We start from the raw sequence: 13,158 nt of genomic DNA on the forward strand, positions 1-13,158 counted from the left end.
CATGTCCATCTTGAAATTCATCCGGGGAATCGTCGTCAGCGCGCTGGCGCTGTTCGTGGTGTTCCATGTCCAGGCCCAGGCGCTGGACCAGATCCAGAAACGCGGCAAGGTGCTCATCGGCGTGGACCTGACCACGGCGCCCTTCGGCTTCACCGATGCGCAACTGAAACCCACGGGGGTGGATGTGGAGGTCGCGGGCCTGATCGCCGCGGGGCTGGGCGTGCCGCTGGAGATCGTTCCTGTGACGGGTCCCAACCGCATTTCCTACCTGTTGACCAGCAAGGTCGACCTGGTCGTGTCAACCTTCAGCATCACGCCCGAGCGTGCACGCACCATCTCGTTCTCCAACCCCTACGCCGCGACGCAGATCGTGCTCCTGGCCGAGAAGGCGAAAAAGTTCGAGAAGCCCGGCGACCTCGCGGGCAAATCGGTGGCGGTCGTGCGCGGCACGGTGCAGGACACGCAGCTCACGCTCGTGGCGCCCAAGGACACGGTGATCCGCCGCTTCGATGACGACGCCACCGCGGCCACCGCGCTCCTGAGCGGTCAGGTCGAGGCCATCGCCACCGGCTCGGTCATCGGCAACGAGCTGGTCAAGCGCGGCGCGCAGAAGCAACTGGAATTGAAGTTCGTACTGACGCAGTCGACCTATTCGATCGGCCTGCGCAAGGGCGATCCCGAGCTTCTTCACTGGATCAATACCACCCTGTACTACTACCGCTTGAACGGTGCCCTCGGCAAGGTGCACGAAAAGTTCATCGGTGGTGACTACCCCGCGATGAGTTCATTTTGAGGTGCCCCGTGAGCAACGTTGAAACACAGCCGTTCCCTCTTTCCGGCTACCTGCGGTCGGACGGCCGCAAGGGCATTCGAAACCATGTGGCGGTCGTCTATCTGGTGGAGTGCGCGCACCATGTGGCACGCGAGATCTCGCTGCCGTTCCGCGAGCATGGCGCGCATGTGCTCGGCTTTGCCGGCTGCTTCTCCAACGACTATGCGACCCGCATGATGGAGCGACTCTGCCTGCACCCCAATGTTGGCGCCGTGCTGCTGGTGTCGCTGGGCTGCGAGTGCTTCAAGCGCGGCCCGCTCGAGCAGGCCATCGCGGCGTCCGGCCGGCCCGTCAAGACGCTGGTGATCCAGGACAGCGGCGGCACCATCACCACCATCCAGCAGGGCCGCGCGTGGGTGGAACAGACCCTGGCGGCGCTGTCGACCGTCGAGAAGGTGCCGATGGCCTTGAGCGAGCTCATCGTCGGCACGACCTGCGGCGGCTCCGACAGCTTCAGCGGCGTCACTGCGAACCCGGTGGTCGGCCTGGCCTTCGACAGGCTCGTGGACCAGGGCAGCGCGGTGATGTTCGAAGAGCTGGGCGAGCTCATCGGCTGCGACGAGCACATGGCCAAGCGGGCCGCATCGGACGGCTTGGCGGACGCGATCCGCGCCGCCATGGCCAAGACCCGCTCGTACTACCAGAACTTCGGCCACGGCAACATCGGCGACGGCAATGTGGAAGGCGGGCTGACGACCATCGAGGAGAAGTCCATCGGCGCGTACACCAAGAGCGGCTCGCGCCCCATCGTGGGCATGATCAAGCCGGGGGAGATCCCGCCCGCCGGCGGCCTCTACCTGATGGACATGATCCCCGACGGCGCGCTGCAGTTCGGCCTGCCCGACGTCAACGACACCGCCGAGATCGTCGAGATGATCGCCTGCGGCTGCCAGGTCATCCTGTTCACCACCGGTCGCGGCTCGGTCGTCGGTTCGGCCATCTCCCCGGTGATCAAGATCTGCTCGAACCCCACGACCTTCAAGCGGATGGCGGGCGACATGGACATCAATGCCGGGGCGATCGTCGACGAGCGCGTGAGCTTCCAGGCCGTGGCCGAGCAGCTCTACGACGCGGTGATCGACACCGCCAACGGCGCGAAGACCAAGTCCGAGCTGCTGGGCCATCAGGAATTCCTGCTCTGGTACAAGAACATGGAACCCTCGGGCCCGGCCTGCCTGCCGCTGCGGAGGGCCGCCTGATGACGCGCCCCGAACGCAAGGTCTTCGTGGGCGGAATCTGGCACGAGACCAACACCTTCTCCCCGGTGCTGGCGGACGTGGCGCAGTTCGAGGCCTACCAGTGCATTCCGGCCCACAAGCTCCGCCTCGAGCTTGCCGGCAGCGAGACGGAGGTGGGCGGCTTCCTGCGCGAGGCCTGGCACAGCGGACTCGATGCCGTCCCGAGCGGCTTCTACGCCGCCGTGCCCTCGGGGCCGGTGACCCTGGCGGCCTACGCGAAGTTCAGCGCGATCCTGCTGAACGACATCGCGGCTGCAGTCCCCACGGGGCTGGAGGGCATCTACCTGGCGCTGCACGGCGCCATGGTGCTGGAGAACGGGCAGAGCGGCGATGCGCTGCTGCTTGCGGAGGTGAAGGCGCGCTGGCCCTGGCTGCCGCTGGTGGCGACCTTCGACATCCATGCCAACCTCAGCGACGAAGCCATCGAGGCCGCGGACCTGCTGATCGGCTACGACACCTTTCCGCACGTCGACATGGCGGCGCGCGGGGCCGAGGCGGCCCGGTGGTTGGCCCACATGCTCTCGACCGGTGTGCGCCCGAAGAAAGCCTGGGCCAGGCTGCCGCTGATCACCGTGCCGCAGGCGCAGAGCACCGACGACGAGCCCATGGCCGGCCTGCTGCGCCTGGCGCATGCGGCGGAACGGGAGGAGGCCGTCTGGACCGCGTCCGTGGTACCAGGCTTCGCCTATGCCGACGTGCCCTACCTCGGCTTCACCGCACTCGGCTACGGTGAGGATGGCGCTGCGGCGGCCCGGCTGGTGCAGCAGATCGCAGAGACGGCATGGGCGCAGCGCGAGGCCTTCGTCCCGGCGCTGGAAGGCGAAGACGCGGTGCGCGCGCGCATCAGGGGCCTCGCGGACAAGCCGGGCCTCGTCGTGCTGGCAGAGCCCGCGGACAACGTGGGCGGCGGCGGCCCCGGCGACAGCACGCATGTGCTCGCCATGCTGCTGAAAGAGGACCTGGGGCCGGCCACGGTCCTCCTCTGGGACCCGCAGGCGGCCGCCCACGCGGCAGCGCAGGGTATCGGCGCACGCTTCGCGCGCTTCGTGGGCGCCCATTCCACGCCGCTCAGCGGAGACCCCGTCCTCCTCGAAGGCACGGTGTCCGATGTCCGTGACATCAGCTACCAGCGGACGGGCCCCTACATGACCGGCCAGACCGTGCGCATGGGCGTGACGGCCGTCGTGCAGGCCGGCCAGGTCACTGTCGCACTGACCACGGAGCGGGTCATGCCTTTCGACAGCGATCACATCACCGTGCTGGGCATCGACCCGAAGGCGCAGCGTTTCATCGTGGCCAAGTCGGGTTCGGCGTGGCGTGTCGCCTTCGAGCCTCTGTGCATCGACAGCATCTATGTCGACACCCCCGGTGTCGCGGCCTCCAACGTGACGCGCCTGCCCTACAAGAACCTGCGCGGGCCGATGTTCCCGCTCAACAGGGATATCGCATTCCAACTGACCGTCGAAACGAGACCTTGAACATGAACCCAAGCTTCCCATCCTCCGTCTCCCTTGAACGTTTCCTGCCGTCCGACGGCTATGCGGGCACGCTGGTGGCACGCATCTGGCAGCCTGGTGTCCATGCCGGCCCGAGCGTCGTCGTGATCCGCGAGGACGGCGTGCACGACATCTCCGGCACCTTCGCCACCATGAGCAGCCTGCTCGAGACCGAATCTCCAGCGGACAGCGCGCGCGCTGCCGCGGGCGTGAAGGTCGCCAGCCTTGCCGAGATCGTCGCGAACAGCATCGTGGCGCAAAGAGACACCTCGAAGCCCTTCCTCCTGGCACCCTGCGACCTGCAGGTGGTCAAGGCCTCCGGCGTGACCTTCGCCGAGAGCCTGGTCGAGCGGCTCATCGAAGAGCATGGCGCCGGCGACCCGGTGCTGTCGGCACGCTTTCGCGACCAGGTGCTCAGCGTGGTGGGCGCCAAGCTCGAGGGCCTGAAGCCCGGCAGCGACGAAGCCATGAAGCTCAAGGCGCTGCTGGTGGAGAAGGGGATGTGGTCGCAGTATCTCGAGGTCGGCATCGGGCCCGATGCCGAGGTCTTCACCAAGGCGCCGGTGCTTGCCGCGGTCGGCTATGGCGACCATGTGGGCATCCGCGAGGATTCGGTCTGGAACAATCCCGAGCCGGAAGTCGTGCTGGCGGTCAACAGCCGCGCACGCATCGTGGGCGCCACGCTGGGCAACGACGTGAACCATCGCGACATCGAAGGCCGCAGCGCGCTGCTGCTGGGCAAGGCGAAGGACAACAACGCCACCTGTTCGATCGGTCCCTTCATCCGTCTTTTCGACGCGCACTACGGTCTGGACCAGGTCCGGCAGGAGCAGGTCCGGATGACGGTCACGGGCCTGGACGGCTTCGTGCTCGAAGGCAGCAGCTCGCTCGAGAAGATCAGCCGCGACCCGCTGGAGCTCGTGGCGCAGACCATGGGCAGCCACCAGTATCCCGACGGCATGCTGCTGTTTCTCGGCACGATGTTCGCGCCCACCCAGAACCGCGGGCCGGAGGGCAAGGGCTTCACGCACCATGTGGGCGACCGGGTCAGCATCCGCGCGAAATGGCTCGGGGAGTTGGTGAACGAAGTCAGGCACTGCAACGATGCGGCGCCCTGGACCTTTGGCGTCCGGGCGCTGGTCAACAACCTCGCTGCGCGCGGCCTGCTGCGCCATGGCCTCTGAAGCCGCGAGATTCGTATGACGTCGCTGCAACGCTATCCCGTGCCAGCCCTGGCCGCCTTCGCACGCGACCTGCTTCGGTCTGCGTCGATGCCGCCGGAGAAGGCCGCCGCCGTCGCGGACACGCTGCTCGACGGCGACCTGCTGGGCCACGACACCCATGGCCTGGCGCTGCTGGCCCCGTACATGGACCAGATCGCCAAGGGCTTCATGCAGGTGGCGGGCGAGCCCGAGGTGCTGCAGGACCGGGCCGCGGTCGCGGTCTGGGACGGCCACCGGCTGCCCGGGCCCTGGCTGATGCGGGAGGCGCTCGAAGCGCTCAAGCCCAAGGCCAGGCGCTACGGCACGGCCTCGCTGGTGGTGCGCAACAGCCACCACATCGCGTGCCTGGCCTCCTACCTGCGCAAGGCCACGGAAGAGGGCTTCATGGCCTTCATCGCCAGCTCCGACCCGACGGTGCGCACGGTGGCGCCGCATGGCGGCACCCGGGCCGTCTTCACGCCCAACCCGATGGCGATGGGGCTGCCCACCTCGGGCCCTCCGGTGCTGGTCGACATCTCGTCCTCCATCACCACCAACAGCATGGTGCGCCGCCTCGGTGCCGCAGGCCAGCTGTTCCCGGAAGACTGCCTGCTCGATGCGGCCGGCGTACCGTCGCGCGACCCCGCGGTCATCTCGACCGAGCCACCGGGAACGCTGCTGCCCCTGGGCGGTGTCTCCGCGGGACACAAGGGCTACGGCATGGCGCTCTATGTGGAGGCGTTGACCAGTGCGCTGGGCGGTTACGGCCGCGCGGACCCCCATCTGCTCGAAGGGGGCTGGTGCGCCAACGTCTACCTCCAGCTGCACGACCTCGAGGCCTACGCGGGTCAGGGCGAGTACGTCCGCCAGATGGATTGGATCGTCGAAGCCTGCCAGACGAATCCGCCGCAGCCAGGCGTTCCGGCGGTGCGCCTGCCCGGACAGCGAGCGGCCGAGAACGTCACCCGTCGGATGGCCTCCGGTGTGCCGCTTCGCGATGAGGTCGCGCGGGCCTTGCAGCAGTGCGCTGCGGCCAGGCAGATTCCGTTTCCGAGCGCCGTCGAACGCTGAGTCCTCGCCGATGCAGCGGGGCGCGCGCACGCGCTGCAGCATGTTGTCGCGCGTGTTCCGACGTCGCCGGAGCACCGGCTTCGGCCCGCTGCCGGACGGCCTTTTGCGCTTCTGCGACCCGGATGTGTGGGGGGAGGAGGAAGGTCTTTCACCATCGGCCTTCCTGGGGGCGGCGAGCTTGCGCCGTGTTCGATGACGCCTCTCAGTGCTTGCAGTCTGCCGATGTCCCGCGCCCTCAGTTCAATCGGGTCGAGGCTTGCAAGCCGGCGCCCTCAAGTCCTGCCCTGCGGAGACATCCCGTCCGGCTCGCGGCAAGCCGAGTCGGAGGGGACGTTCTGTTGACGACCTACTGCTTGACCTTCAGGCCGGACTTTTCGATGAGCTCGGCATAGAAGGCGTGGTCCTTGGCGAGCGCGTCATGGAACGCGGGGCCGTCGGCGTAGGCGTATCCCATGTTCTGCTTCTTGAGCGCTTCCTTGAACTGTGGGTCGGCCGCGACCTTGGCCGCCACCTGCCGGAGCTTTGCCATGATGGCCGGAGGCGTGTCCTTGTGCGCGGCGATGCCGCGAAACGCGCCCAGCTGGATGTCGTAGCCCTGTTCCTTCAGGGTCGGGATGTTCTCGTACCCTTCGGTTCGCGTCTCCGACATCATGCCGAGGATCTTGACCTTGCCGCCGGTCACATAGGGCCAGACTTCCGCGCCGGCGATCGTCGTCGCCTGGATGTGGCCGCCCAGCAGGGCGAGGGCCGAGGGCCCCGCCCCTTGGTAGGGGATGTGCGTGAACTCCACCCCGGCCTGCTTCTCGAGTGCCGCGGCCGCCAGGTGATAGGCACCCCCGGTGCCACCGTTGCCCACGCTCAATCCACCCGTCTTCGCTGCGGCCAGCACGTCGGCCACCGAGTTCCAGGGGGAGTCGGCCTTGACCGAGAAGCCGGCCGGGTCGAAGTTCAACCGGGCGATCGGCGCGAAGTCCCGGTAGGTGATCTTCGTGTAGCCCATGTTGGGTTGCACCACGAGATCGGTCGCGAGGATCACGATGCGATAGCCGTCGGGCGGATTGTTCGTCACATACGACCACCCGATGGCGCCGGCGGCGCCGGACTTGTTGATGACGATCAGCGGCTGAGCGAGGTACTTGGTTGCCACCTGCGCGAAGGCGCGTGCCAGCACGTCGGTGCCGCCGCCCGCGGGATAGGGGACGACCAGTTCGATCGGCTTCATTGGATAGTCGCTGCCCTGGGCACCGGCCAAAGCAGGCAGACAAAGACATGCGGTCACCGCGGCCAGAGCCAAGGTGCGTCGATGGAATCGAAGAGTCACGAGGAAGCCTTTCTGAACAGTTTGGGGCGCAGAAGCTGCATGTACTTCAAACGATCCGAGTGGGGGTCGTTTGTTTTGTATATGTAATTAATGTCCTGCAAGTAAATCATAAGACTTGATGAGGGAACGTCTTATCGGTGTTTGCGCGCATGTGCATTCGCCGTTGAGCGGGTGCTCGATCGCGGTTCGCGTCGCGGGGTGTCTTCAGACCGATCGACCCCGCCGAAGCGGCTCGGCAGTGATGACCGCGAGGCCACGAGCCAGTCCGTCGGAGCAGGCAAGTCAAGGAAGAAAAGCGCGGATCTAAAGACGGAAATCTGCTTTCCGTGCCGACCCCATGGCGTTGGAGACTCGTGGGTTTTTCTCCTCCAGCGACTGTCCTCCGGATGCCGAGCCCTTCCCATTCCCCGCGCCAACTTCACTTCGGCATCTTCCTGTTCTCCATCGGCTACCACCCCGGTGCATGGCGCCTGGCCGGTGTGGACCCCAAGGCCTCGCACGACCCCGCCTTCATCGCGTCGATCGCGCGCAAGGCCGAAGACGCCAAGTTCGATTTCTTCTTTCTCGGTGACGCGCTCGCCACCAGCGCCGAGCAGCAGTACGTGTTTCCGTCGCAGACCGTGCGCCTGGAGCCCTTCACGATGCTCGGCTACGTGGCCGCGCACACGCAGCGCATCGGCCTGATCGCCACGGCGAACACCACCTACGCCGACCCGTACCACATCGCACGCCAGACCGCCTCGCTCGACCACCTGAGTGGCGGCCGGCTCGCATGGAATGTGGTCACCGGCGCCGACGAGCGCGCCGCGAAGAACTTCAGCCGCGACCACCACTGGGACAACAGCCGCCGCTACGACTGTGCGGAGGAACTGGTGGACGTGGTCTCGCAGCTGTGGGACTCGTGGGAAGACGATGCGCTGGTCGGCGACCAGCAAGCGGGCCTGCTGGTCGACCCCACCAAGCTGCACGCCATCGAGCACGAAGGCCGCTTCTTCCAGGTCAAGGGACCGCTCAACGTCGCGCGCCCGCCGCAGGGCCAGATCCCGTTGGTGAACGCCGGCACCTCGCCGCGCTCGCGTGCCTTCGGCGCCGCACACTCCACGGTGGTGTTCGCCGGCGTGCCGACCTTCGAGGCGGCACAGGGTTTCTACAAGGAAATCAAGGCCGGTGCGGTGGCCAGCGGCCGCACGGCGGACGACGTGTCGGTGCTGCCCGGGCTGGTGCCCTACATCGGCCGCACCAGCGAGGAGGCCTATGCGCTCTACCAGCGGCTCAGCGCGTTGATCGCCGCCAAGCTCGACACGGCCGCGCTCGAGCGCGACCTGCGCGTGCCATTGGCGGGGCTGTCGGGCGAGGACGCGTTCCCGGCCTTCGACGAAGCCGATCCGGCCTTCGCGCTGGCGCGGCTCTTCATCACGCAGGCGCGCAAGTTGAACCGCACCGACACGCCCACGGTGCGCCATGTCTTCGAGTACGCGATCGCGCGCGGTCGCGGCCACTTCCTGGCCATCGGCAGCGCGGAGGAGGTCGCCGACACCATCCAGCACTGGTTCGAGAACGGCGCGGCCGATGGCTTCAATATCTGCCCGCCGCACCTGCCCGCGGGGCTGGATGATTTCGTCGAGCTGGTGCTGCCGATCCTGCGTGCGCGCGGCCTGTTCCGCGAGGAATACGCCGGCAGCACCTTCGGCGCGCACTTCGGTCGTAGCGACAGGCCGGCCAACCGCTTCGAGGGCGTGCGCACCGCGGACGCCGAGTTCGGCCGCATCACCGAAACGCACCACCGTGTGGTCTGAGGCCAAGGCCCAGCCGGGCGCGCGTCCGGGCCTCGCGGGCTGGAGGATCGTGCTCGCACAGGTGGCCACCGCGCTGGCGCTGCTGGGGGTCTGGGAGGCCGCGGTCCGCGCCGGCGCCGTGAGCGCGCTCTATCTGCCGGCGCCCACGGCCATCTTCGAGCGCTTCGTGCCGATGCTCACCCGCGGCCAGCTGCTGCACCACACCGGCGTCACGCTGGCGGAGTTCGCCGTGGGCTATGCCGCGGCGGTGGTAGCGGGCATCGGCTTCGGCGTGCTGCTGGTGCTCACGCCCTCGGCGGAGCGTTTTGCGCAACCCTTCATGGCGGCGCTGATGTCGGTGCCCAAGGTCGCCATCGTGCCGCTGCTGGCGCTGTGGTTGGGCATCGGCTTCAGCCACAAGGTGGCGATCGTGTTCCTGTTCTCGGTGTTCCAGATCCTCTACAGCACCATCGCCGGCATCAAGCAGACGCGTCGCGAGCACCTGAAGGTGGCGCGCGCGTTCCGGGCCTCGACGCTGCAGACCGTCTGGAAGGTGATCCTGCCCTCGGCCGTGCCGACCCTCTTCGCGGCGCTGCGCGTCTCGGCCTCGGTGGGGCTGGTGGGGGCGCTGTTCGCCGAGATGCTCTCGTCCAAGGAAGGGCTGGGCAACCTCATCACGCGTTCGACCGCCTCGCTCGACACGGCCGAGACCTTCGCGCTGATCGGGCTGGTCACCGTGCTGGCGGTGGCCATGATCGCTGCGCTCGACCTGCTCGAGCGCCTGCTGTTCCTGCGCTGGCGGCCCGCCTGAGGCCGGACGCATTTCTTTCTTTCTTCCTGTTCGACAGACCCATGACTTCCACCGTTTCCATCGCCCCTGTTCGCCGAATCCGCTGGGCGCGGCTGGCCGCCTTCGGCCTCGGCATCGCGATCCTGGCCGCGTGCTCGCGCACCGAGCCGGAGGCCAAGTCGGCCGCCGCGGTGCCGGCCGCCGAAGCCGCGCCGCTGAAGTTGCGCTACGCCGGCTATCCCGGCGTCACCGGCCTGGGCGTGCAGCTCGGCATCGAGAAGGGCTTCTTCAAGGACGAGGGCCTGGCGCTCGAGTTCATCAACACGCAGGACGCGATCTCGGGCCTGGCCAGCGGCGACATCGACATCGCCGACTGGAACACCACGGGCGCGATCGTGGCGGCCGGCAAGGGCGTGCCGCTGAGCATCGTCGCGTCGATGTTCCGCCATGTGGGCCCGTTCTATCTGGTGGGCGCGCCCGAGGTGGCCTCGGTGGCCGCGCTCAAGGGCAAGACGGTGGGCGCGGCCGCGTTCGGCACCGGCCTGGACGTGTACGCGCGCACCATCCTGTCGAAGGAGGGCGTGCCGCTGGACAGCGTGTCCTTCGTGGCCAACGGCGTCAACGCCGCCGCGCTCGCCACGGTGGAGAACGGCTCGGTCAGCGCCACCATCCTCCACGAGCCCTTCGCCTCGTTGGCCGAAGCGACCGGCAAGGGCAAGGTGCTGGCGGCCGGCTACGACTACCTGCCGCGCTTCCACACCGGCGTGATCGTGGCCAACAACCAGTTCATTGCGAATTCTCCGCAGGGCGTCGAGAAGTTCCTGCGGGCGTACTTCAAGTCCAACGAATACGCCAAGGCCCACCTCGACGAGTACAAGGCCTTCTACGCGAAGCGCCTGGGTGTGGACCCGAAGGTGGCCGATGCCGCGGTGCAGCGCGAGCTGCCGATCTGGGCCAACGACCCCAAGGTGTCGCTGGAAGAGGTGCAGGAAACGCAGAAGATCCAGCTGGCGCTGGGCTTCCAGAAGGAGCTCTACGACGCCGCGAAGTTCGTGAACCTGGCGTTCATCCCCAAGACCCCGGCGCCCTGAGCGCGCGGCATTCATGGCGGAATTCGTTCTCCAATCGCTGGGCAAGGTCTTCGCGGGCGCCGTGCCCGTCACCGTGCTGGAAGACGTGAACCTGCGCGTGCGCGCCGGCGAGTTCGTCTGCCTGCTGGGCGCGAGCGGCTGCGGCAAGAGCACGCTGCTCGACATCCTCGCGGGCCTGGAGCGCCCGAGCACCGGCACGGCGCTGTTCGACGGCCAGCCCATCGCGGGCCCCGATCCGCGCCGCGGCTTGGTGTTCCAGGACCCGGCGCTGTTCCCCTGGCGCACCATCGCGCAGAACGTGGGCTTCGGCCCCGAACTGCGCGGGTTGGGCCGACGCGAGCGCCGAGAGCGCGCGATCGCCAGCCTGGCGCGCGTAGGCCTCGCCGGCTTCGAGGACGCCTACCCGCACCAGCTCTCGGGCGGCATGCGCCAGCGCGCGGGCATCGCGCGCGCTCTGGCCAACGACCCCGAGGTGCTGCTGATGGACGAGCCCTTCGGCGCGGTCGACCACCTCACGCGCATCGCGCTGCAGGAAGACCTGCTGCGCCTGTGGCAGCGCGAGCGGCGCACCATCGTCTTCGTGACGCACGACGTGGGCGAGGCCGTGTTCCTGGCCGACCGCGTGGTGCTGATGTCGCCGCGGCCGGGGCGCATCCGCCGCATCTTCGACGTGGCGGTGCCGAGGGCGCGGGTCCGCGGGCAGAGGGCGCTGATCGAGATCGAGGCCGAGGTGTATGAGGCCATTCATGGGATGGATGGCAGCCAGGGCGCCGTGCATTCGACCGCTGCCGCTTTTGAGTGAGGAGGCGTGCCTGCCGTTGGCGTCGAGTGCACACGTCCGGAGGATTCACCGAGCTTGGATGCCGTGTCGCGCTCGAGCTGGAATTCCCGGGTTTGTCTCACTGACTTTGGCATTTGGCGGCTCGATTTCAGGGGGGGGCGGCACTTGGGCCGTGCGTTCGGCGGTGCGATGGCTACAGTCGGCCAGAAGCCGACTGACAGGGTCAGTGCCTCTTTTTTTCAGATTCAAACGCAAGAACCGGAGTTCGGAAGCCCACTGCTCCCGTTAGATTGAGTGCTTCCAACCTATCGGGAGCACACATGACACTTCATACACGCTTCAATGTGCCCGTCGGGACGGAACAAGCCGGGCGATTCCCAACGCAGCTTGGCGAGTTTGTTCGCGTTAGCCGGATGTCTGCGATGGAGCCCCACGAAGAGTGGATGGCTACTCTCCCCGACAGGACGGAAATCGTGGTTCCCGAAGAGGGCAACCGCCCCGACGCCCTCGGCGTCGCAAAGGCCATCTCGGTGGTCCAGAGCAGGTCCTACCTCGGGAAAAGAGCCGTGCAGCTCATCGCGCCGTTCCTCAGGGGCGAGGGCTCGTGGCGGCTGCTGACCATCGATTTCGGTGCGCAAGCGCGTCGCTACGAAAGCGAGTTCCTGATGTGCTTCGCATTCGTCGCTGCAGGCAAGGAACTGTTGAGCACCAGCCCTTACTTTGAAGTCGGTTTCGCGCAGCCCAACGCGGCAGACGGGGATGAGCCCGTGTTCTCGTTGACCGTCAAAACCGTCGTCGGCATCCCTTTTCCCGTGATTTAACGGACGACGTTTGAGGGCATGCCAACGACCGCTTTGAGAAAGAACGACTGGCTCCTTTGGGCCCAAAGCCGTCATCTGACCTCTTCGGAAGCAGGCATTGACAATGCCTTTCTCGCGAAGAGTTCAATCTCCGCAGCGAGTTTCATCGGCGAAGTGTCACTTTGGAAACGAGTGCACTGCAGTGCGACGAAAAGCGGGAATCGCGCTCTTATTCGCTGCTCCTCTCGCGCGCCATTGCCTGCTAGGTAAGGCCGCGCAAGTTGCCTACTGACGATAACGTCTACGCAGCGCTCGAGCTCGAATGAAGGCAAGAGCAGCGCAGTGAGTGCGTTCGTTTCTATGTCGCGCCGCACTGCGGCATACCGCGGATCCATATCTGTTGCATAGGTCAAGAAACCCGAAGACAGTGCCAAGACTGTTGGCACATTCGCGGCCTGCCTGAGTTCGAGGTAGATCGATAAGTTGCGTCGCGCATAGCCCTCGTATCCGTGCGTGCTGATGCATTGGGCAATGTCTCCCTCGATGTCCATGAACTCTGCGTCGAGGTCTAGGAACTGCCAGTCTAGCCTGGCGCCCAACAGAGGCCCCACGGATGTTTTACCCGCACCGCCAGGGCCAACGAGGTGAAGAATGGTGGACATTGGATGCAAAACACCGAGTCAAACAGAGGATCGGCTCTTGGCCGAATTTTTCCTGGAGCCGCAACCCGCTAGTTCTGGCCGCGTGCCGACGCTGTCCTG

12 protein-coding genes are annotated in these 13,158 nt (G+C 66.8%); 10 read left to right on the forward strand and 2 right to left on the reverse strand.

Features of this window, described 5'->3' with window-relative positions:
- Nucleotide 1: 1 nt before the first annotated feature.
- The 5 genes from K0H49_RS21625 to K0H49_RS21645 are packed head-to-tail and all read left to right on the forward strand — an operon-like array spanning nt 2 to nt 5,839.
- The gene (locus K0H49_RS21625; RefSeq protein ID WP_219216878.1) at nt 2–793 is read left to right on the forward strand and encodes a transporter substrate-binding domain-containing protein; all 792 of its coding nucleotides are present in this window, start codon (nt 2–4) and stop codon (nt 791–793) included.
- An 8-nt stretch (nt 794–801) separates the two neighbouring features.
- On the forward strand, nt 802–2,031 hold the full coding sequence (locus K0H49_RS21630) for a UxaA family hydrolase (RefSeq protein WP_219216880.1): 1,230 nt from the start codon (nt 802–804) through the stop codon (nt 2,029–2,031).
- Nucleotides 2,031–3,548 carry a M81 family metallopeptidase gene (locus tag K0H49_RS21635; protein WP_219216882.1) on the forward strand — a complete coding sequence of 506 codons (1,518 nt, stop codon included), beginning with the start codon at nt 2,031–2,033 and terminating at the stop codon, nt 3,546–3,548. The genes K0H49_RS21630 and K0H49_RS21635 overlap by 1 nt, the downstream gene beginning before the upstream one ends.
- Before the next feature lie 2 nt (nt 3,549–3,550).
- Nucleotides 3,551–4,750, forward strand: coding sequence for a fumarylacetoacetate hydrolase family protein (locus K0H49_RS21640; RefSeq protein ID WP_219216885.1), 1,200 nt, complete (start codon nt 3,551–3,553; stop codon nt 4,748–4,750).
- Between the two features lie 15 nt (nt 4,751–4,765).
- Nucleotides 4,766–5,839, forward strand: a complete 1,074-nt coding sequence (locus K0H49_RS21645; RefSeq protein WP_219216887.1) for an Ldh family oxidoreductase — start codon at nt 4,766–4,768, stop codon at nt 5,837–5,839.
- 346 nt (nt 5,840–6,185) lie between these two features.
- Here K0H49_RS21645 and K0H49_RS21650 read toward each other — a convergent pair whose 3' ends face one another.
- Entirely contained in the window at nt 6,186–7,133 is a 948-nt protein-coding gene (locus K0H49_RS21650; RefSeq protein WP_257625063.1) for a Bug family tripartite tricarboxylate transporter substrate binding protein, read from the reverse strand.
- A gap of 413 nt (nt 7,134–7,546) precedes the next feature.
- Here K0H49_RS21650 and K0H49_RS21655 point away from each other — a divergent pair, with 413 nt between their 5' ends.
- The 5 genes from K0H49_RS21655 to K0H49_RS21675 all read left to right on the forward strand — a co-directional run bounded on the left by K0H49_RS21655 (nt 7,547) and on the right by K0H49_RS21675 (nt 12,418).
- Nucleotides 7,547–8,956 (forward strand): NtaA/DmoA family FMN-dependent monooxygenase, encoded by a 1,410-nt coding sequence (locus K0H49_RS21655; protein ID WP_219216889.1) that lies wholly within the window; start codon nt 7,547–7,549, stop codon nt 8,954–8,956.
- Entirely contained in the window at nt 8,946–9,746 is an 801-nt protein-coding gene (locus tag K0H49_RS21660) for an ABC transporter permease (protein ID WP_219216891.1), read from the forward strand. Before K0H49_RS21655 ends, K0H49_RS21660 begins: the two co-directional genes overlap by 11 nt.
- Nucleotides 9,747–9,787: 41 nt before the next feature.
- Complete coding sequence (locus tag K0H49_RS21665; RefSeq protein WP_219216893.1) at nt 9,788–10,816, forward strand: ABC transporter substrate-binding protein; 1,029 nt, start codon at nt 9,788–9,790, stop codon at nt 10,814–10,816.
- A gap of 13 nt (nt 10,817–10,829) precedes the next feature.
- Nucleotides 10,830–11,618 (forward strand): ABC transporter ATP-binding protein, encoded by a 789-nt coding sequence (locus tag K0H49_RS21670; RefSeq protein WP_219216895.1) that lies wholly within the window; start codon nt 10,830–10,832, stop codon nt 11,616–11,618.
- 299 nt (nt 11,619–11,917) lie between these two features.
- Nucleotides 11,918–12,418 (forward strand): hypothetical protein, encoded by a 501-nt coding sequence (locus tag K0H49_RS21675; protein ID WP_219216897.1) that lies wholly within the window; start codon nt 11,918–11,920, stop codon nt 12,416–12,418.
- Between the two features lie 71 nt (nt 12,419–12,489).
- Here K0H49_RS21675 and K0H49_RS21680 read toward each other — a convergent pair whose 3' ends face one another.
- Complete coding sequence (locus K0H49_RS21680) at nt 12,490–13,059, reverse strand: shikimate kinase (protein WP_219216900.1); 570 nt, start codon at nt 13,057–13,059, stop codon at nt 12,490–12,492.
- Nucleotides 13,060–13,158 lie beyond the last annotated feature (99 nt).

This window comes from Variovorax boronicumulans, from assembly GCF_019352895.1.
GTDB lineage: Bacteria > Pseudomonadota > Gammaproteobacteria > Burkholderiales > Burkholderiaceae_C > Variovorax > Variovorax boronicumulans_A.

Excerpts from the sequence above, each read along its gene's own strand:
- K0H49_RS21625 (WP_219216878.1), top strand. The coding sequence starts at position 2 with ATGTCCATCTTGAAATTCATCCGGGGAATCGTCGTCAGCGCGCTGGCG.
- K0H49_RS21635 (WP_219216882.1), top strand. The coding sequence starts at position 2,031 with ATGACGCGCCCCGAACGCAAGGTCTTCGTGGGCGGAATCTGGCACGAG.
- K0H49_RS21640 (WP_219216885.1), top strand. The coding sequence starts at position 3,551 with ATGAACCCAAGCTTCCCATCCTCCGTCTCCCTTGAACGTTTCCTGCCG.
- K0H49_RS21645 (WP_219216887.1), top strand. The coding sequence starts at position 4,766 with ATGACGTCGCTGCAACGCTATCCCGTGCCAGCCCTGGCCGCCTTCGCA.
- K0H49_RS21655 (WP_219216889.1), top strand. The coding sequence starts at position 7,547 with ATGCCGAGCCCTTCCCATTCCCCGCGCCAACTTCACTTCGGCATCTTC.
- K0H49_RS21665 (WP_219216893.1), top strand. The coding sequence starts at position 9,788 with ATGACTTCCACCGTTTCCATCGCCCCTGTTCGCCGAATCCGCTGGGCG.
- K0H49_RS21670 (WP_219216895.1), top strand. The coding sequence starts at position 10,830 with ATGGCGGAATTCGTTCTCCAATCGCTGGGCAAGGTCTTCGCGGGCGCC.
- K0H49_RS21675 (WP_219216897.1), top strand. The coding sequence starts at position 11,918 with ATGACACTTCATACACGCTTCAATGTGCCCGTCGGGACGGAACAAGCC.
- K0H49_RS21680 (WP_219216900.1), bottom strand. The coding sequence starts at position 13,059 with ATGTCCACCATTCTTCACCTCGTTGGCCCTGGCGGTGCGGGTAAAACA.